Annotated in this window: 12 protein-coding genes; 5 read left to right on the top strand and 7 right to left on the bottom strand. The window is 57.7% G+C overall.

Going from position 1 to position 19,691, the window contains the following annotated elements; translation table 11 throughout:
* Positions 1–33 precede the first annotated feature (33 nt).
* On the top strand, positions 34–828 hold the full coding sequence (locus AABO57_18235) for a thymidylate synthase (GenBank protein ID MEK6287660.1): 795 nt from the start codon (positions 34–36) through the stop codon (positions 826–828).
* Positions 825–1,337, top strand: coding sequence for a dihydrofolate reductase (locus tag AABO57_18230; protein ID MEK6287659.1), 513 nt, complete (start codon positions 825–827; stop codon positions 1,335–1,337). Before AABO57_18235 ends, AABO57_18230 begins: the two co-directional genes overlap by 4 nt.
* 44 nt (positions 1,338–1,381) lie before the next feature.
* Here the strand turns inward: AABO57_18230 and AABO57_18225 are convergent, their stop codons facing one another.
* Positions 1,382–2,878: a glycosyltransferase family 9 protein gene (locus tag AABO57_18225; protein ID MEK6287658.1), complete on the bottom strand. Its 1,497-nt coding sequence runs from the start codon at positions 2,876–2,878 to the stop codon at positions 1,382–1,384.
* Between the two features lie 487 nt (positions 2,879–3,365).
* Here AABO57_18225 and AABO57_18220 point away from each other — a divergent pair, with 487 nt between their 5' ends.
* Positions 3,366–6,665, top strand: coding sequence for a hypothetical protein (locus AABO57_18220; GenBank protein MEK6287657.1), 3,300 nt, complete (start codon positions 3,366–3,368; stop codon positions 6,663–6,665).
* A gap of 373 nt (positions 6,666–7,038) precedes the next feature.
* On the opposite strand, the gene AABO57_18215 is transcribed toward AABO57_18220, so the two are convergent.
* The 6 genes from AABO57_18215 to AABO57_18190 form a co-directional block, all read right to left on the bottom strand.
* Positions 7,039–8,103, bottom strand: coding sequence for a tetratricopeptide repeat protein (locus tag AABO57_18215; GenBank protein ID MEK6287656.1), 1,065 nt, complete (start codon positions 8,101–8,103; stop codon positions 7,039–7,041).
* A 24-nt stretch (positions 8,104–8,127) separates the two neighbouring features.
* On the bottom strand, positions 8,128–9,108 hold the full coding sequence (locus AABO57_18210) for a tetratricopeptide repeat protein (protein MEK6287655.1): 981 nt from the start codon (positions 9,106–9,108) through the stop codon (positions 8,128–8,130).
* Between the two features lie 114 nt (positions 9,109–9,222).
* Positions 9,223–12,483, bottom strand: a complete 3,261-nt coding sequence (locus tag AABO57_18205; GenBank protein ID MEK6287654.1) for a carboxypeptidase regulatory-like domain-containing protein — start codon at positions 12,481–12,483, stop codon at positions 9,223–9,225.
* A 400-nt stretch (positions 12,484–12,883) separates the two neighbouring features.
* Positions 12,884–13,111: a hypothetical protein gene (locus AABO57_18200; protein ID MEK6287653.1), complete on the bottom strand. Its 228-nt coding sequence runs from the start codon at positions 13,109–13,111 to the stop codon at positions 12,884–12,886.
* A 157-nt stretch (positions 13,112–13,268) separates the two neighbouring features.
* Positions 13,269–16,496 carry a TonB-dependent receptor gene (locus tag AABO57_18195; protein ID MEK6287652.1) on the bottom strand — a complete coding sequence of 1,076 codons (3,228 nt, stop codon included), beginning with the start codon at positions 16,494–16,496 and terminating at the stop codon, positions 13,269–13,271.
* A gap of 229 nt (positions 16,497–16,725) precedes the next feature.
* A complete protein-coding gene (locus AABO57_18190) occupies positions 16,726–17,151 on the bottom strand; it encodes a nuclear transport factor 2 family protein (GenBank protein ID MEK6287651.1) in 426 nt (141 codons plus the stop codon).
* A gap of 459 nt (positions 17,152–17,610) precedes the next feature.
* Between AABO57_18190 and AABO57_18185 the strand changes: the two genes are divergently transcribed.
* On the top strand, positions 17,611–18,477 hold the full coding sequence (locus AABO57_18185; protein MEK6287650.1) for an NADH-quinone oxidoreductase subunit C: 867 nt from the start codon (positions 17,611–17,613) through the stop codon (positions 18,475–18,477).
* Positions 18,478–18,540: 63 nt separating this feature from the next.
* On the top strand, positions 18,541–19,674 hold the full coding sequence (locus AABO57_18180) for an NADH-quinone oxidoreductase subunit D (protein ID MEK6287649.1): 1,134 nt from the start codon (positions 18,541–18,543) through the stop codon (positions 19,672–19,674).
* Positions 19,675–19,691: the final 17 nt, after the last annotated feature.

Here is a 19,691-nt window from a genome sequence, read left to right as displayed (position 1 = left end):
CGGCTTTAATCCGGGCAGTCTGATGGTCAAGCTATGAAACAATATCTGGACCTGATGAGGCACGTTCTCGAGAATGGCGCGAATAGGGAAGACCGCACAGGAACCGGAACTGCGTCAGTCTTCGGCTATCAGATGCGGTTCAACCTCGCCGAAGGCTTTCCGCTTCTGACGACCAAGAAGCTCCACGTCAAGTCGATCATCTATGAGCTGCTCTGGTTTCTGCGGGGCGAGACCAACGTCAGATACCTTCAAGAACATGGTGTGAACATCTGGAACGAATGGGCCGATGAGAACGGCGAACTCGGTCCGGTCTACGGAGCGCAGTGGAGATCGTGGAAGAGTGCGGATGCGCGCTCGATCGATCAGATCAGCCAGGTGATCGATCAGATCAAAACCAATCCCAACTCTCGCCGATTGATCGTCAGCGCCTGGAACGTGGGTGAGATTCCGAAAATGGCATTGCCGCCGTGTCACCTTCTCTTTCAGTTCTATGTGGCCGGCGGAAAGCTGTCGTGTCAGCTCTATCAGCGATCGGCCGATATTTTCCTTGGGCTTCCTTTCAACATCGCTTCTTATGCGCTGCTCACGTTGATGGTTGCTCGAGCGTGCGAGCTGGAGCCGGGCGATTTCATTCTCACGCTCGGAGACGCGCACCTCTACTCTAATCATCTCGAGCAGGCGCGGCTTCAGCTCGCGCGCGAGCCGCTCACGCTGCCGCGGATGAAAATCAACGCGGCGGTTCATTCGATATTCGAGTTTGACTATGACGACTTTGAGCTCGAGGGCTACCGGGCTCATCCGCATATCAAAGCCGAGGTGGCGGTGTGATCATTTCTCTCATTGTAGCGATGGATGAGAAGCGGGGGATTGGCAAGGCCGGCAAGTTGCCGTGGCATCTTTCCGCGGACTTGAAGAAGTTTCGCGCGCTGACCATGGGTCACCATATGATCGTGGGGCGCAAGACTTTCGAATCCATCGGCAAGCCGCTTCCCGGAAGACAGACCATCGTCGTTACTAGCAACGCAAGCTTCAAACCCGAAGGATGCCTTGTCGCCGGCTCAGTTCAAGACGCAATCGCAATGGCGCGCGAGCGCAAAGAAACCGAAGTCTTCGTTATCGGCGGCGCCCAGATCTACGCTCAAACGCTCGACGCAGCCGATCGGGTTTACCTGACCCAGGTTCATGCAGAAGTAGACGCCGACACCTTCTTTCCTGAGTTGGACAACGAGGGATGGATCGAGACACAGCAAACTCATCATCCGGCCGACGAGACAAATCAGTACGCGTTCACTTTCAAGTTGCTCGAGAGGGTGAGCGGAAGGCGTGATGGCCGATGATTGAAGGAATAAGCGCAGAGGTTAACTCCGTTGCGACTACCGCGTCACTTCAACAACTCGCTGGCGTAGCCCAACACTTTCTCAACCACGTCGCTGGCACGATCGCCGCGCGAACTATCGACCGCCAAGACGCGCGTCTCGGCTTGTCCGGTCGGTCGCCAGCGCTCAATCATGCGCGGCGAGCTGAAGCCGGCGAACACATCAATACTCGGGACCCCAAGCGCCGCCGCGATGTGCTGTCCAGCAGAGTCGTATCCCACATAGAGATTGCTTGCGGCAATCAACGCCGCGAGCATTCCGACGCCGCCGTTCCACACCAGGATTTCGGCGTCGGTTACTTTGAAACCGGTCGCGCCCACCAAGCTCTGCTCGTCGATCTCGACCGCTCGCACACGCCGGCCGTCGCGTTCGATTTGAGTCGCTCGGGCGATGACCGCGTCGGCCCGGCCGATCTCATCTTCGCCCGCGCCTTTGTCGAGAACTATGTGGTTGCCGTCCTGAATCAAACGCGCGACCAGCGATGCTTCGAAATCGCCGCCGACTCGCTTGAGCTGGTTCTCTCCAACGCCGAAGTTGATCGCGATGATCGGCCGCAAGCGGTGCTTCATTCGATCGATGAGCGCGCGGGCCGTCTCGATGTCCTCGCGACTCAGGCTAAGCCGGGGAAAAGTTGTAGCGCTCCCTCCGAACACCTCGTCAAGCCAGGCAGAGGTCAATTCGCCGAGCGAGCGCGATGTGCCGCAGCCGTATTCGCGGCTCGGGAAAAATAGATAGTCGCGCTGTGGCGCTGCCGCGAGATACGGTTGATCCGAAGCTGGGCCGCGTTGGGCCTGGCCGGCAGCCGGTGTAATCGGCAGGAGCCCAAGCTGGGTGAGCCTGGTATCCGGATCGACGATCAAATACTCGCCCTGCTTCAGGCCGGCCGTCAGATCGTTCACGCATTCGAGCAGGTCGATCCAGCCGAGCAATCGCGCGATGGTGGCGCCGGTGCGACGATAGCTGTTCTCCGCAAAGCTTAGCCTCGGGTCGCCGCCGAACAACTGTGCTACTTTGCTTCCGCCCACCAGCACGATGTCAGCTTGCGGGAAGTCGCGCTTCAACCGCTCGATTATGACGCTGGTTATCGCGACATCGGCGCCCAGCGTCACTCGCGACAGGACGATTACGCGCCGGAGACTGCCGCGCGGCACAGTCAGACCTGACACAATCCGGAGCGTCTCCGCGCGAGCAATCAAATCGTCTTCGCTTAGCAGTCCGAACTTTTGCAACTGGTCATCGAGCGCCGCGGCGCGAGCGTCCCGCCGGCAGATCTGAATGACTTGCGCAAACGCTCGGTTGTAGAGCTTCACCGCGTCGGGCTCGAATGAATCCGCCAGTGGTTCGACCAGCGACGTAAAAACGGCTCTGGTGGCCCCTTCCGCGACCGCCTCATCTTCCGATAGGGCAAACTCCGCGAGCTGCGCTACGTGTTCGCGCAGGTAGCCGCCCGTTGCCCGATACTCGGTCAAGAATTCTCCGACAAGTTGTTCCGCGGGTTCCATCAATAAAACTCTTTTGCTCCGCATCCGTTCGGTTAACGAAGGCTGATTATCCCAACGGCTGCGGCTGATGACAAGTTTTGCACCGTGGATCGTTTTGGGTGCGTCAAGAAAACCGTTGGGGGGATTGTTTGGACTGCGTCTTTGAGTGAGGAGTGGACTGGCGCTGGCAGCGGCGGCGCTTTGGCTTCGATGGGCGCTGGATCGCTCTTTGAGAGTGGACCGTCTCGACTGCGAAGCGAAAGCGGCGGCGTAGGTGTCGCCTGAGCGAAATGTAGCAGGGTGCCGCCGCAGTCCATATGAACTGCGCCCCCTAAACTGCCGGCGGGGGATTTCACACAATCTCTGACGAGATGGTCATGCGCGAAAATCTGACGCGCATTCGGCAGGCAACTGGTCGCTTGACTCCGGCGTACTCCGGTGATAGTTTCCCGGCGCAATAAAGCAATTTCCTTCCTACCACCAGTGGAGCAGCCTTAAAGAGGACCCTATGAAAACAACCAGCATTCGCCTGAACACATCGGGCAAGGCGATCTGCCTTCGCCTATTAGTTCTACTTGCGGCAGTCGTTCTTGCCACCAGCGGAAGCGTGTATGGACAGAACGGCAAGCTGAGACCGGAAGAAGCGGCGCTAAAGAATTTGCAGTGGCGCGCGATCGGTCCCGCAATCATGGGCGGACGCATCGACGACGTCGCGGTGATCGAAACCAACCCTTCAACCTTTTACGTTGGAGCGGCGACCGGCGGGTTGTGGAAGACGACCAACGCCGGCACGACCTTCGAGCCCATCTTCGACGATCAGGGATCGGCGTCGATCGGTGACGTCTCCATCGCGCCTTCAGATCCGAACATTGTCTGGGTCGGAACCGGCGAGCCCAACAATCGCCAAAGCTCGTCGTGGGGCGACGGCGTTTATCGCTCGCTGGACGGCGGCAAGACCTGGCAGAACATGGGGCTGAAGGACTCGAAGCACATAGGCCGGATCGTCATCGACCCGCGCGATCCCAACGTCGTCTATGTGGCGGTGGCCGGGCATCTGTGGGGACCCAATCGCGAGCGTGGGGTCTACAAGACAACCGACGGCGGAAAGACCTGGGCGCAGTCGCTGTTCGTCAACGAAGACACCGGCGTAATAGATATCGCGATGGATCCGCGGAGCCCGGGAACGCTCTACGCCGCCGCATATCAGAGGCGGCGCACCCCGTGGGGCTTCAACGGGGGCGGACCGGGCAGCGGAATCCACAGGACGATTGACGGCGGGGCGACCTGGAGCAGGCTCACCAGGGACCTTCCCGAAGGCATCACCGGACGGATAGGCCTGGACATTTACCGCGGCGATCCGAACATCGTCTACGCCATAATTGAAAATGCAAAAGGCGGCGTGTTTAGATCGGAAGACCGCGGCAACACGTGGAGGAAGATGAGCGAGGTGAATTCCCGGCCGATGTACTACAGCCAGATCCGAATCGATCCGAACAACGACCAGCGCCTCTGGCAGTTAGCCGCCAACATGTTCACTTCCGACGACGGCGGAAAAACCTGGGTTCAAAACCTTGTCACCCGAATCCACGGCGACTATCACGCGATGTGGATCAACCCTGCGAACTCGAATCACATGGTTGTGGGCTCGGACGGCGGTATTCATCAGTCATACGATCGAGGGCGCTCGTGGGATTTCATCAATACGATTCCGCTTGGACAGTTCTACGAAATCTCGGTCGACAATCAAAAGCCCTACATGGTTTACGGCGGGCTTCAGGACAACGGGAGTTGGGCCGGCCCGAGCGGCACACTGAACCAGGAAGGCATCACCAACGATGAATGGTTTCGCACTGGCGGGGGTGATGGATTCTATTCTGTAATAGACACCAGTGACCCGAGCATCGTCTACGTCGAGTCGCAGGACGGCAACGTCGGGCGATTGGAGCTTAAGACCGGCGAGCGGCGCAACATAAGACCCGAACCCTCGGCGGGTGAGAAGCCTTATCGATTCGATTGGAACTCGCCCATCGTTATCTCTCCTCACAAAAACCGCACCATCTACTTCGGCGGAAATCGCGTCTTCAGATCCACCGATCGCGGTGATTCGTGGACCCGAAGCGAGGATCTGTCGAAGGACCAGGACCGCGACAAACTCCCGATCATGGGAGTGCTTCCAGACCGAAACATGCTTTCGCGGCACGACGGGGTGCAGACCTTCGGCCAGGTAGTCACGCTCGCCGAATCGACGATCAAAGAAGGCTTGCTGTATGCGGGCACCGACGACGGCAACCTTCACGTGTCGCGCGACGGCGGCAAGACCTGGAAGAACGTAATCGACAATGTTCCCGGAGTGCCAAAGAACACTCACGTTAGCCGCGTCGTTCCGTCGCGTTTCGCCGAGGGCGCGGTCTACGCGACGTTTGATGGCCACCGCGGAGACGACTACAGCACCTACGTCTTTGTCTCGACCGACTACGGCGCGACCTGGAAATCTTTGAAGAGCGATTTGCCGGCGGGCGTGACTTGTCGCGTCATACGGGAGCACCCGCGCAACCAGAACCTGTTGTTTCTGGGCACCGAGTTCGGCGCATTTGCCTCACTGGATCACGGCGGACACTGGTCGAGACTGAAGGGCAACTTGCCGATGGTGCGAGTTGACGACATTCAGATACAGGCTCGCGACAACGACCTGGTGCTTGGGACTCACGGGCGATCGGTGTGGGTGCTCGACAACATCGGCGCGCTTGAAAAAATGTCGGACGCCGTGATGTCGACTGACATCGCCGTGTTTGATGCGCCGCCCGCTGTCCAGTTCCGAGTGTACACTCGCAAGGGCAACACCGGCCACAAATGGTTTTCATCTCCGAATCCTCCTTATGGCGCGATAATTGACTACTACTTAAAAGCGGCGCCTCAAGGAAATGTCAGCATCACGATCACCGATAAGAGCGGCAAGGTCGTACGTGAGATGACCGGCCCGAAAGAGGCCGGAGTCAATCGCGCAGTATGGGATCTTAGGCTCGTCGCGCCGAACCAGGGTGGACCCGGAGGCGGACGTGGCGGCGGCGGTGGAGGAGGCGGACGTGGTGGCGGTGGCCAACAAGCGCCGCAAGCAGCGGCGGGTGAAACGGCAGCCGCGGCGTCCCAACCGCAAGCCGCCCCGCAGTTGGGTGGCGGCGGCGGCGGGGGATTTGGCGGGGGTGGACGGGGACCGCGCGTGCCTCCGGGCGAATACAACGTGAAAGTTTCCGCTGCGGGCAAGGAAGCTACGACCACCGTGCGCGTTCAGGAAGACCCGCGCATACAGATCTCCGAAGCTGACCGCGTCAAGTGGAGCGATGCGGTAATGACGGCGTACGAGCTTCAGCGATCGGCCGGCGCAGCCCAACGTGCGGTACAGAACCTGAGGACGCAGATAACATCCCTTCAAGAGTCGTTGAGGCGAACTCCGAATGTGTCGAAGGAGGTAAACGACGCAGTAAAATCAGTTTCTGATCAAGTTGATGATGTTCAGAAAAAGATCGTCCCGGTGTTCGACCAATCAGGTAGTGCGGGTCCTCCTCTGCCGGAAGCGCCGCGTCCAGTGCTTGGCAGGATAGGTCAGCTCTTCAACGGGCTCGATAGCTACACGGCCGCCCCGACTCCCGATCAAACGGCGAAGCTAGGAGGGCTGGCAAGCGAGTTGAACATGCTTATTACTCAGTTGAACAAACTGATCGATGAGGCAGTGCCGAACTTGAATAAGCAGATTAGGGATAGTGGCGTTTCGTTTGTGAACCCGGGTCAGCGAGTCGCGCCGCCGCAGTGAATACCTAACCCCGAGTGGGCTCGGAAAGATCCTGCGCCCATTCGCCAGGGTGGCGCTAAGATTTGCGGCTCTAGCTCGCTGCGCGCGTAGCGGGCTCAGGCGCGGGCCGGTAAAGCCATGGTTTGGCTTGATCGAAACGATGAATGAGCGAAGTTCGCGTCTGTCTATCATCTGCTCGCTGTAGTCCTCGGACTCGGCGCTCTCGCGTATCTCGCGCCACTCACTCTCGGGCACATTCAGAACTTGATAGCGCAGCGCGCGGTCCACGGCCATCAACACCTGTGACAGGTCGAACGGCTTGGTTAGGTAGTCGAATGCGCCGTGACGCATAGCGTTAATTGCATAGTTGATGTCGCTCAAATTCTATTGTGGTTTATTGCTTCGGCGGCATCGGCTTCTTTTCGACGGCGGGGCTGCGAAGCGTTTTTATCGCCGCACGGATGGCATCTGCTTTTTTGTCGTCCGGCGCCATTCTTAGATATTGTTCCAACTCATCGGCGGCGCGCGCGCGGTCACCTTTCTTTTCGTACAGCCGCGCGAGTTGGAGATGAACGGCTGTTAGCTTCTTGCCGCTCAACTCGAGGGCTTTTGCGAGGTCCTTTTCCGCCAGCTCGAATGCAGTTTTTCGCTCCGCGGCCGCCTCCTTTGACGTTGTAGGGTTGATGGCAGCCGCGTGTTCAATAAGCGCAGTAGCGCGCATCAGCGGAATTCCAGGATCGGTGGGATTCAATCGCGCTGCCTCGCCGAGAACCTGAGACGCCAGCGCGTACTTTTTCTGCATCATCAGCACCTGCCCAAAGCCGCGATAGACGCGATCGTCTTTGGGGTTGATTCTGCGCGACTGCTCAAACTCAGCAATCGCATCATTGAAACGCTCCATCTTCAGATATTCGCCCCCTAAGAGCATGTGCGCTTCGAAGTAGTCTGGATAAGCTTTGATGGCTTCGTTCAAGGCCGCGACCACTTCGGATGATTTGTTCTCTTTCGCGAGCTTCATAGCGCGATCGAGCGCTTCGCGTGCCCCTTTGGGCAAGGTCTGGTAGGACACTACTCTATTCGATGGAATGGCGACGCTCGCGCCTTTTGGGACCAGCGTGATTTGCACCGCACGTCGCTCTCCGGGGTCTTCCGCACCGACCGTCCTTACAAAATCCACGTGCTCGCTGACCGGTTCATAGTCTATCTGTCGGATAACAATGATGTAGCTTGTTGACGTCAAGCCGGAGAAGTAGAAATCTCCTTCGTTGTTTGTGATGGTAGTGTTGGCCGGTTGGCCGTTGCCGGTCTCAAGCTCTACCATTATCTGGGATAAGTTCTTACCGGCCGAATTACTAACCTTGCCGGTTATGGAGTTACCCTGTCGCCGCGTGCTCGCCGATACTGCGAGGCACAGGACCAAAGTTAACGTTGAGAGCTCTAAGATCCGATTTGCCTTCACAGAAATTCCTTTCGAGATATTGATCTAGTCTGTTCTGAGTTTCTTAATTGCTTCGCGAATCGCCGGGCCGTTATCGACGCCAGGCTTCTGGCGCAAGTAAGACTCAAGCTCATCAGCAGCCCGTGCGCGGTCTCCGCGCTTCTCGAACACGCGGGCCAGGTGCAGATGCACGATCGCAAGCTTGTGCGAGCTGATCTGATCCGCGCGCGCGATTTCGTCTTCAGCCTCCTTGAGCCGCCCGGTCTCGATGAGCGCCGCGCCATGCATCAAGCGCGCTTCTGCGTTGGCTGGGTTTAGTTTCACCGCCGCTTCAAATACCGTGGCGGCCAGCCCGTATTTCTTCTGTTCATACAGCACGAGGCCAAACGTGTGATACAGCCGGCCGTCTTTAGGATTGATCGCTCGCGCCCGCTCCAGCTCCTCCGTAGCCTCAGTCGGTCGGCGAAGGCGGACAAACTCGAGCGCGAGGGCGAAGTGAGCGTCGAAGTATTTCGGCAGGATCTTAATCGCTTCTCGTAGCGCCGCCGTGCCTTCATCGCTCTTGCGTTCGGCCAGCAGTCTCAAGCCGTGGCGGTAGGCTTTCAGCGCAGCCTCGGGAACTTCCTGCTGAAACACCGTGCCGGCGCGCGGCGTCATCTCTTTGTCCTTTGGCTTAAGCACGAGATCAACCCGCACCCTTTCACCGGGGCGCGTCGTCGCCGTGCGAGTCAGTTCCACCCTCTCAGAAAACGCCTCGTGACCTGGCTCGTTGACTATAAGAATGAAAGATGCCCCCGCCAATCCTGAGAATGCGTAGTCGCCTTCATTTGTGGTGACGGTTTGAGCGAACAACACACCATTTCCCGTCTGAAGCTCGACGAAGACGTTCGACAGGGGCCGGCCCGATTCTGTGCGCACTTTGCCTATCAGTATGTTTCCATCAGAGGTTTGCGGGCGTACCTCGGGCGCCAAAAACAGAAAGCAAAGCGTCGCGGCCAGCAAAACGTTTTTGGATCGCACCGTCATGGCATAGACCCTCCAGCGTGTTTGAAGCGGTCCACAAACCAGCACAAAGAAAAAGTGGTGGAGCCGGACCAGGGCTCCACCACATTCAAAGAAAGCAGCTTTATCCGAGCCCGCTTAGAAGGTGAACTTCAATGCGAACTGGAAGGATCGAGAGCCGCCCGTGCCGAAGATGTTCGTCGTGCGCTGGGTCGGTTTGTACGTGACGAAGTCCCCAGGGCCCGATATGTCATCTTTAGCCGGAATGGTGGTGGATGCTATGTTGGTCAAGTTTGCAACATTGAAAAGATTGAAGACCTCGCCAATGAGGTCCAAATGTTTGGACTCGGACATTCGGAATGTCTTGGTCAAACGAACATCCTGCGAGAGGACCGAGTCGCCGCCCATCCGCGTTCCCTCGGGAAGCAGCGCAAGCTCGCGTAGCTCGGTGCCCTGAGGATCAACCGGCACACCGCCTTCAATGCGAGCCGCAAACGAATTCCTGTTCGCATTGTAGTTGCTGATGATCTCATTTAGCTTGCTCAGAGAATTGATATCGCGCCCTATGTCTCCAGGTTTGGTCCCGGGCAGGTAGGAGAAGAACGAGCCGCTCCCGAACAGATCTACTCCGTCTGGTAGGAACGCGCTGAATGGCAGCCCGCTCATGGCCGTCGAGATGACCGATGCAGTCCATCCCCCCAGAACCTGCTTCTTGAACGCTGAGGAACTGTCCTTGAAGTAGGGCATCTCCCACACGGCGCTGACTACCAGGCGATGCGTTCGATCGAGTCCGCCCGGGCCATACTCTGCGGCGAAATCATTTCGGTTGGAAATAGTCTGGCCAAGACCCAGGGCATCACCCCCAAAGTTCCTAAGACGCGACATCGTGTAGCTGGCGGTCATTTGGAAGCCCTGGTCGAACCGGCGGTCCAGCCGGACCAACAGCGCTTTGTAGACTGAGAAAGCTGACGAGTCCGCATAAGGCACAGCGAAATCAATGCTTGAGACGGTCGGCGACGGATTACCAGCCTTGTTTACCGCGGAGAAGAAGTTGGCGTCGTACACAAGTACCTCGTGCACGCCCTTCCGATAGTTGAAGTCTGCCTGCAACACCATCTTGCCGGGCAACTGTTTCTGAATGCCGATAGCGTACTGCAATGAGTACGGTATCTGGAATTCGGTCGAGAAGAGCGGCCCTGATACGGCGTGGAAGCATTCGATCGACGTCGGGAGCGTGCAGTTAAACGCGCGTGACTCGACGTCTTTGCGAATCGCGGCGAGTTTCGGCAACAAGTTGCCCAGCGTTATGTAGCTGGTCGAGGTCGGGCTGAGGGCAAAACGACCGTCGCCACCCGGCAGCAGGTTGCTGGTGATCGCAGCGCCGACGAGGAACAGTTCCGCCCCTGCAGGGCCGAGGTCTGCGCGCTCAAACAACCGAAGGTTGTCAATCGCAGTGTCGTAGTATATCCCGACGCCGCCACGTATGACTGTGTGGCCATTGCCGCCGATGTCCCACGCAAAACCCGAGCGCGGAGCGATGTTGTTCTTATCGGGCGGGCTTGCGCTGGTTCCCTTGCCAAACAGCGGGGCCACTATCGCAGGATGACCCTGATCGTGATTCCACAGGTTTGTGTCATAGCGATATGCCAGACCGAAGTTGAATGTGACGTTGCGAGAGATCTTCCAAGCGTCGGTTCCGTAGAACTGGAAGCGGTTGTTGGCGGTCACACCCGCAGACGTGTTGAAGGGCAACAGGTCGTCGCCGACGCCGAGGGTGATGTCGTACGCAGGAGAATTGAGGAAGTCTGCCTCTGTCGCGAGCACCGGTATCGGGCTGCCAAAGCCAGGCCCATAGATTCGGACGCGAGACGGTTTGGCAAATGCAAACTGACCATCGATTGTTGTGCGCTCCCAGTCGATGCCGAAACGAATTGAGTGCTTGCCCTTCGACCAGGTCAAGTCATCCCGAATCTGGTTGCGGCGCTGATCGGTCACCTGGGGCGTGATGTAGTTCGCGCCCGACTTCCAGTTCTGATCGGGGTTGATTACCCGCAGCTCGGGGACGCCCGGCGACGCCGGATCAATCCGGTTGTGGAAGTCGTTGATGGAGTAACGGAAGTCATTGATCATAGTCGCCGAGAGGCTTCGCGTCATGCCAAAAACGCCGCCATCCGAGCGATTGAGATCAATTTGATCGTTTGTTTGGAAGATCCCGCTGGCACTATCCCTCGGCAGGATGCCGGTGCCAGGCGCGAAAGGCGCCTGTTGATCATTGTTGTCATGCGAGTAGCGGAAGAACAGTGACGTCTTGTCGTTCCATTTGTAATCGACCCGGCCTGTTGCCAGTAGCCCGTTGAACGGTTTGCCGGTGAAGCCGTTAAAGCCGACCAGGCCAGGGGTCTGATTGTGTATGGAGATGTCGTCCTGGTTGTTGTATTCGACGTTGGCAAAGAAGAAGGCTTTGTCTTTCTTGAGCGGGCCGCCGAAGGTCCCGCCGAACTGCTCGCGGTCAAACGGTATTCGAGCCCTCTGCAAGTCAGGCGGTAAGCCGTGTGCCGCGTCCAGGCGATCGAGCGCCGGGAACGATGCAAATCTCGCATCTCTCCAGTAAAAGTAGCCATTGCCATGATACTGGTTCGTGCCGCCCTTGGTGACGATGTTAACCGAGCCAGCCGCCGATGCTCCGGTTGAAAGATCAACGTTCGATAGGCCGACCTGAAACTCCTGCACGATCTCCTGCGAGAAGTTCTGAACGGTCGTGCCGACGACGTTGTCAACTACCGAGCCGCCGTCTACCGTGATCTGGGTCGACCGGCCGGCCTGGCCTCCGATTGAAACACCGGTGTAGTTTGCCTTGGTCGGATCGAAGCTTCCCCCGTCAACGGTTTCGGCCCCAGGCTGCAGTCGCGCAAGGTCCAGGAAGTTGCGGCCGTTGAGCGGCAGGTTCTGGATCTGCACAGTGCCGACGACGCCGGATACGGTGTTATCGGTTCGGTCGATCTGCGCTTCGCCGCCGCCAGTGACGGTGATCGTTTCGGAACTGCCACCGATTTCAAGCTTCACATCGAGAGGCGTGGTTCTGCCGACTTCAACGGTCACCCCGGTGGCCACTTGCGATTTGAAACCCTGCCCGGTCACTTTTACTTCATAGACGCCGGGGGGCAGGGACGAAGCCTTATAATGACCGTCATCACCGGCGGTGGCGGTGCGGGTAGCATTCGTGCCGGTATTGCGGATACTAATCGTCGCGTTCGGAATAACCGCGCCCTGCGGGTCGGTCACGGTTCCTTCGATACCTCCGGTAGGCTCTTGGGCCGCTAACGTAAGCGGCGCAAGACTCATCACTATCAATGCCAGCGAGACCATACTCACCAGCAGTCGCTTGTACTGATTTCTCATTTGAACCTCCTGATTCGGATTGGATCATCTAGACATCGTTGTTTACACCGAAGCCCGCACGATCGAGAGCTTGGCCAAGTATGCGCTAGAGAGTGCTTCACGCGCCTAAGTGCTCCTTATGTGCATGGGTTTGCCGCGCTACCTCTCTTGAAAAGACTGGTTGAGGACGTAATACAGGGGCAAGTCATATACCAGCACGAAGCCTACCGCCCAAGACCGGCGAAAGCTCTTATATTCCCCACTTAGGTTCAGAGTTGAAGCCGCATTATAACCCATTCGGCACCGGGAGATATGAAAATTTGGATTTTATTTCATATTTTTGAATCCCCTGAGTGGGGAAAACGCTGGGGTCGACCGGCGCCTGTGCCATTCCCGGCGCGATCGCGGGGTCATTGCGGGCCTACTTTGTCAGCGTGAAGCGCGCTTCCTTGGCTTCTTTTTGCTTCGTAGCTTCGTCCACCAACTCGACTCTTACCGTGTACTCGCCGGGTTCGAGGTGGGCCAGCTTGAATGGCGTGGCTAATGGAAAACCCGCGCCGGGTGAGATAGGCGATTGAGTGATACGAACGGTGGGAGTCCGTTGCGCGAGCTTGCCGTCCTTGTAGAACCCCGCTGCGACAATCAACACACGTGAGCTGCTGTGGCCACCGGCGCGTAGACTCGAAAGAAAAGCAAAAGAGTCTGCCCGGAGGTGAATCGATTGTCGATACCTGACCAAAGAGGCGGGCCGCCTTGGCCCGCCTCTCGGTTTGATTGAGACAACCGCCTGTGTTGTCTCGGGTTGGTTACCACCTGAATCGCATGGACACCTGAACCGTCCGCGATATGTCGGTCGCAGCCGGATCCCCGAGACCCTGGAGGGATGGGCCGAAGTTTGGGGTCAGCAAATCGCGACTTACACGACCGTTCTGCAAGTCCTGAATCTTCAGCTCACGGCCATCGCGGCCGATGTACCGGCCGGTGTGCGCGTTGAGGCACACGCGGCAGTTCGGATCAGCGGAAGGCGCCATCAGGCTAAGCACGTCGTTAGTGTTGAACAGGAGGAAGAGCGGATGGTTGAAGATGTTGAAGACGTCGGCCTTCACCTCCAGACGCATCCTCTCCCGGATCGGAAACGCCTTGATAAACGACATATCGAAGCGAATGTAGGGACTGCCCTTGCCGGCGTTCCTGACCAGGTTGCCGTTGACGAATTGGAAGTCAACGAGGTCGCCGCTGAACGTGTCGACGGAGCCACGCGGGTCTGCATCCGCCGGAGCCAGGAATGTTGTCTGCGGGCAGTTGCATATGGCGCGGCCCGCCTCGCTCACATTCAAGTTAGTCTGGAAAGCTGAGGCAATGTTGGTCGAAATAAGAGTCCCGTCCGGCAGCACGTTCGGGCGCTGCTGACTCTCGTTGCCGGCGCCGAAGAAGGCCGATGTAGCGAACGGCACGTCTCCTGTCGATACTGGGTAAGGCCGTCCTGACTGGAGTTGCCCGATGGCGCCAATCGTCCAGTTATTGACTATGTGTTTGACGACCGATCTGCCGGAGAGCCGCTCGGTATCAAACACAAAGCCAAAGTTCCCCTGATGCCGTGTGTCGCTCTGCGCCAACGCGCGCTCTGCGCGAATATTGGCCACATCGCCAGGCTCAGAAAGACCGAAGAAGTCCTCGGATGAGGAAAGCTGCTTCGAGAGCACGTAGCCTCCCTGAAATTGGAAGTGATGGGACAGCCGCTTCGTGGCGCTCACCACCAGTCCGTGATAGGCAGAGGTGCGCGAGTTCTCGTTTGTGCGCACCGCGTCGAGCCGCTCATCCGGTCTCTGGCCGAAATAGAAGAAGCCCGGATGTCGCGGGTCGGCCTTGATAATCGGGAAGTTTGTGTCGCGCTCGCCGAACAGCCCGAATCCGAGCACGCCAATGTAGCCAACATCCAACACGAGGCGCCGGCCGATCTGCCGAGTGATCGACGCATTGAAATGGCGGACTTCCGGATTGCGCAGATCATTTGAAATCGGACGCAGCCGGCCAAAGAAGCCGGGTGCCCTTAGCGTCGAGAGAAGGCTGTCCGGTGGCCGGTTCGGGAAGAAGGCAAGAACCGACGGCTGGGTGAACGTAGTCGTGAACAGATTCACACCGTCGAAGTTCAACGAATCGAGAGACACGTTGAGATAGGCAAGCTGAGTGACTTCGGCGAATGAACCTCGTATTACGGTTTGCTCCGGGTTGCCGAACAGCGTGTGCATGAAACCGTTCTCATAATGTGGGCTCCACGCCAGGCCTACCCGCGGCTGGAAGTTATTGTGATCCGACGAGCAAGCTGGAACGATCCCGTTTCCTTGCAGACAACCGCCTTTCACATCGGCCTTTATTGTGCCGCCCTTGAACGCACCGTCTTCGAGGTCGTACCGCACGCCATAGTTGAGCGTCAGGTTCGACTTCAGCTTCCAGGTATCCTGTACGTAGAAGCCGTAGATGTTATCGCTCGCGTTGACTCGCGCCGGGCCAATTCCGACCTGGAACTGAGTCGGCAGTCCGGGATTAGGTGCAGGCCGCGGGAAGCCTCTGTACAGGCCAAAGGCGAACTGTGTGAACAGTGAGGCATACGGGAAGTGGCTTATGTTGACGCCGGTTTTCACCGTATGCGCACCACGCGTCCACGACAGGTTATCTATGAACTGATAGCGATCCTGATCCGCGCCCTGCGGGCAGCAGAACGCCGCTCCAACATAAAAGTTCGCGCCCAACTGGCCGGGCTGTTCGCTCTTTGTTGGGGTCGCGCTCAAGAGGTGGTGCCAGAAGAATCGCGCTTCGTTGACTATGTGTGTCGTCGGCGTGGAGGTCAACGAGACGTTGAGCGTGTGATCGTGGATTACCGCGGAAACCAGCGACTCTGGCGCGGCAAAGTTGGCAATCTGCACCAGTATGTTGTCGGTCAAGTCTCGCTGCAAATTGAAGCGCGCCGAGATGCTATTGTTGGTCGAAAGCTTATGGTCAACTTTCGCGGACCACAACAATTCCTTTGTCGGCACTGTGAGATTGATGGAGCCGCCCGGCGGGGTCAACTGAAGCGGCGTTGCCTGGCGGGTCTGCTCATAGCTGGTGAACCAGAAGGTCCGGTCCTTGATGAATGGCCCGCCCGCGGTGAATCCGCCTTCGTACTTGTGGAACGGCGCGCGGCGGAAATTAGCGGCGTCGCTTGTGTTGTAGAAGAAGTTGGAAGCCGTCAAGTTCCGGCCGCGGGTGTAGTAATGCCCGTCGCCGTGAAAGCCGTTCGTTCCCGACTTGGTAATCACGTTGAGCACGACGCCGCCCGACTGGCCATATTCGGCGTTGTAGCTGTTGGTCAGCACCTGGAACTCTTTCACTTCTTCAACCGACGCCCCAAGCGAGTCGCGCCCTGAGACAACCTGGTCGGATATGGTTCCGCCGTCAACGTTTACCTGGATACCGCGGTTGTTCACGGCTCCCGGACCTATCAGGTCGCTTGAGATGGTGGTCAAGTCGTACTTGACCCCCGGTGCGATCGCTGCGAGGCCGGCGTAGTCGTTGGCGACGCCGCCAATGCCGTTGAAGCTTGTGGTAGTGGGAAGGGTCGCAACCTGTTTGCTGTCAATGACACTTGAAACATCGGTCTTCCCTGTCTCTACCAGAGCGTCGCTCGCGGTTATGTCCACAGTCGCTGTTGCGCCGGAGACAAGCAGGGCGAAATTCACATCTCGCTGTTCCCCCACCTGAAGTTTGACCGCTTTGACTTCTGCTTTGGAAAAGCCCTGCGCATCAACTCGCACGTCATAAACACCAGGCGGCAAGTTGCCGAACCTGTACAATCCTTCGGAGGTCGATTTGGTTGTTCGTTCGATCCCCGTGTCAACGTTCCTTGCTACAACGGTGGCATTGGCTACTACGCCACCCTGTGGATCGAGAACCGTGCCTACGATCGTAGCAGTGGCCGTTTGGGCGTGGCTGACGGCGAGTGACGATGTCAACAACGCAGCCAGCATCAGTAGACTTGTGATACGTCTTGTCATACTGGTCTCTCCTTTTCCTAACCCTTCGGTTTCAGTGATTGTTTACGGACTGGCACACTCCTCAACGTCTGACCCTACGCTAGCAAGCGGGGTTCCTTCGTTAAGCGCAGATTTCGTACAACTCCTAAACTTTTCTCGTCCGGTTACTTAAACCCGGCACGAGCAATTAGGCAGGATTTTCCTCAAAATATTGGAGATGAAATTCTGGATTTCTTCCGAAAACTCGGAACTACTGAATCGTGTCCGAAGCGTTGTCGGGAACGACGATGGGGATCGGGGACGCATGATGGTGGACCATCAGCCAGCGACCCTCGCTTCGAATAAAAAGGTTGGTTGCCGCAGCCAGCGCGGAGTCAAAGCTTGATTCATTGAAGACCGTGATGTTTTCAGTGCAGGTCACCCAGGCGAAGTCCCCATCGGTGTGGACCCATACGTCTGACGGCGTCGCCCGCAGTTTCTGTCCACTCTCAAATATCATTTCCCAGCTTTCTCGCACGCGATTCCAGCCAGTCAACAAGTCCCATCCGGGGTGCACGCACCTCACCCAGTCTTCGTGAGCCCACACGTCGTCCATCCGCCCAAGCACTCCGGATTCGAGCGCGCGATAGAAGGCCGTGTTAGCCTCTTCGACAGAGATTTTGCTTTCAGTACTCATAAGCCGGGCAAGACTATACCGCAGTCCTCTACGAATTCAAGTCAGTTGAGAGGGCGCTGTCCATGTCGCGCATATGGACTGCGGCGGCACCCGGCGACACTTCGCTTGGGCGACAACTACGCCGCCGCTTTCGCTTCGCAGTCGAGACGGTCCACTTTCAAAGGGCGATCCAGCCTCCGCCAAAGCCAAAGGGGCGCTGCTGCCAGTGCCGTCCATTTCTCACTCAAAGGCGGCGCAGTCCATATGTACTGCGCCATCGACAAACTGAAGTTTGTCGGACATTTGCGCCGAGACTCATCCTCTACCCCCAGATTGACAATACTTTCGGCGCTATGCTAAAAGCATCTCTCGATAATAAGCTTTGGTTTGACCGGCAGCACTTCTTTTTCAAAGCAGTCATAGCCGTCCTGTTACCAGTTAAACGCACGGAAACGTCTGTGCGCTGTTGTTGGGTAAAACATGGGAGACGAGACTAAGGACACATCCAATCAAAGCGCTGACAAAGGGTCTTCCACGGATAAGTCAGACGCGGGCCAACCAGACATCTCGGGAAGCAAGGAGCAGGCGACCGGAGCCGGTGAAGGCGCTGAATCACAGCGCACTTCCCAGCCTGACGCCGCCAGCGGACAAGAGAAAGAACCCACCTCCGAGGAGGCTGGAACCGCGAAACCGTCTCCTCCGCCTGCTGCTGCCGCGAAGCCCGCTCCCCCGAAAGCCGCTCCTGCAGCGGGTCACAAGCCGGCTCCTCCACCGAAGAAGGGTCCGGTAGTCACAGTCGACATCGCCAGTGATCCGTTAATCGACCGGATCCGCGAGCGGTTCGCCGGCGCGGTCACCGAGGCCGTGGCAACGCTCGGCCAGCAGATTATTCGCGTCAAAAAGGAAACGCTCGTCGAGCTTTGCCGCTTCCTGCACGATGACCAGGAGGCGCTCTTCGATATGTGCACCGATCTGACCGCCATTCACTGGCCGGAGCGCGCGGGCCAGGAGTTCGATGTCGTTATACTCCTATATTCGGTGCCAAAGAATCGCCGGCTTCGAGTGAAGGTCTCGCTGGCCGACGGCGAAATTTGCCCGAGCTTGACCCCGATATGGGCGGGCGCGAACTGGATGGAGCGCGAGGTCTTCGATATGTTCGGCATAATCTTCGAAGGCCATCCGGATCTCAGGCGCATACTGCTTCCATCGGACTGGCCGGGCCATCCGCTTCGCAAAGAGTACCCGATTGAATATCGAGACAACGCATGGACCGATGAGCATCTTGACTATCGCGAGATCGACTACGATACGAGCCTGATTGATGTGAAGTACGCTGAAAGAAGATAGAAGATGGAAGATGGAGGATAGTAAGGTCGCGGGTGAGTTTCCCCAACCGCTCTTCCAGACGATATGCAGGAACAGCAAGTACCAAAAGGACAAGAAACGCTCTTCGACGCCGAAGAGATGGTGCTCAACATGGGCCCGCAGCACCCGTCTACTCACGGAGTGCTGCGAGTGATCTTGAAGCTCGACGGCGAGACAGTAGTTGGTCTCGACTGTGATATCGGCTTCCTCCATCGAGGCGTCGAGAAGATCGGCGAGCACGACACCTACGCTATGATCACGCCTTACTGGGACCGGCTCGATTACGTAGCCGCGGTATCCAACGATCTTTGCTACGTCGAAGGCGTCGAGAAAATGCTCCAGGTGGAAGTGCCCAAGCGAGCCGAATACCTGCGGGTCATCCTCACCGAGCTTCAGCGCATCGCGTCGCACCTTCTTTGGTTGGGAACGCACGCGATGGACATCGGCGCGGTCACCGTGCTGCTTTACTGCTTTCGCGAGCGCGAAGAGATACTCAAGATATTCGAAGACTTCATCGGCGCGCGGCTCACCGCGCATGCGTTCCGCATAGGCGGCTTGTGGTGGGACGCGTACCCGGAGTTCGAAGCGCGAGTGCGTGCGTTTCTCAAAATACTGCCCGGACGCATAGACGAGTATGAGACGCTGTTGAACGCAAATCGAATCTGGCTGCAGCGAACCGTCGGCATCGGCATTCTTCCGGCCGAAGAAGCCATCAACCTCAGCTTGACCGGCCCGGCGTTGCGCGGATCGGGAGTCAAGTATGATGTGCGAAAAGCGCAGCCCTACTCAGCGTACGCCGATTTCAATTTTGAAATACCCATCGGCGAGAACGGCGATACATACGATCGCTACCTTGTTCGCATGGAAGAGCTGAAGCAGTCGGCGCTGATCATCGAGCAGGCGCTCGACGGATTGCCCGATGGTCCGGTGATGGCCAAGGTGCCAAAGATAATAAAGCCGCCGGTCGGCGAGATATATCACTCGATCGAAGGGCCCAAGGGCGAGCTCGGCGTGTACATGGTGAGCGATGGAACGGGCAAGCCTTACCGGATGCGCATTCGTCCGCCGTCTTACATCAATCTGCAATCGCTAAAGCGAATGTCCATCGGCCACCTGGTAGCCGATGTCGTAGCCCTCATCGGGACGCTCGATATAGTGCTTGGGGAAGTGGATAGGTGACGCGTGAAGAGTGAAGC

The sequence above is a fragment of the Acidobacteriota bacterium genome, assembly GCA_038040445.1.
Taxonomy (GTDB): domain Bacteria; phylum Acidobacteriota; class Blastocatellia; order UBA7656; family UBA7656; genus Onstottus_A; species Onstottus_A frigus.
The sequence above is the reverse complement of the archived record's forward strand: the minus strand, read 5'-3'. Positions and strand labels throughout refer to the sequence as shown.

Bases quoted from the DNA above. Each gene is read 5' to 3' on its own strand.
- AABO57_18205 (MEK6287654.1), bottom strand. From the start codon at position 12,483: ATGAGAAATCAGTACAAGCGACTGCTGGTGAGTATGGTCTCGCTGGCA.
- AABO57_18235 (MEK6287660.1), top strand. From the start codon at position 34: ATGAAACAATATCTGGACCTGATGAGGCACGTTCTCGAGAATGGCGCG.
- AABO57_18220 (MEK6287657.1), top strand. From the start codon at position 3,366: ATGAAAACAACCAGCATTCGCCTGAACACATCGGGCAAGGCGATCTGC.
- AABO57_18190 (MEK6287651.1), bottom strand. From the start codon at position 17,151: ATGAGTACTGAAAGCAAAATCTCTGTCGAAGAGGCTAACACGGCCTTC.
- AABO57_18185 (MEK6287650.1), top strand. From the start codon at position 17,611: ATGGGAGACGAGACTAAGGACACATCCAATCAAAGCGCTGACAAAGGG.
- AABO57_18180 (MEK6287649.1), top strand. From the start codon at position 18,541: ATGCAGGAACAGCAAGTACCAAAAGGACAAGAAACGCTCTTCGACGCC.
- AABO57_18225 (MEK6287658.1), bottom strand. From the start codon at position 2,878: ATGGAACCCGCGGAACAACTTGTCGGAGAATTCTTGACCGAGTATCGG.
- AABO57_18210 (MEK6287655.1), bottom strand. From the start codon at position 9,108: ATGACGGTGCGATCCAAAAACGTTTTGCTGGCCGCGACGCTTTGCTTT.
- AABO57_18195 (MEK6287652.1), bottom strand. From the start codon at position 16,496: ATGACAAGACGTATCACAAGTCTACTGATGCTGGCTGCGTTGTTGACA.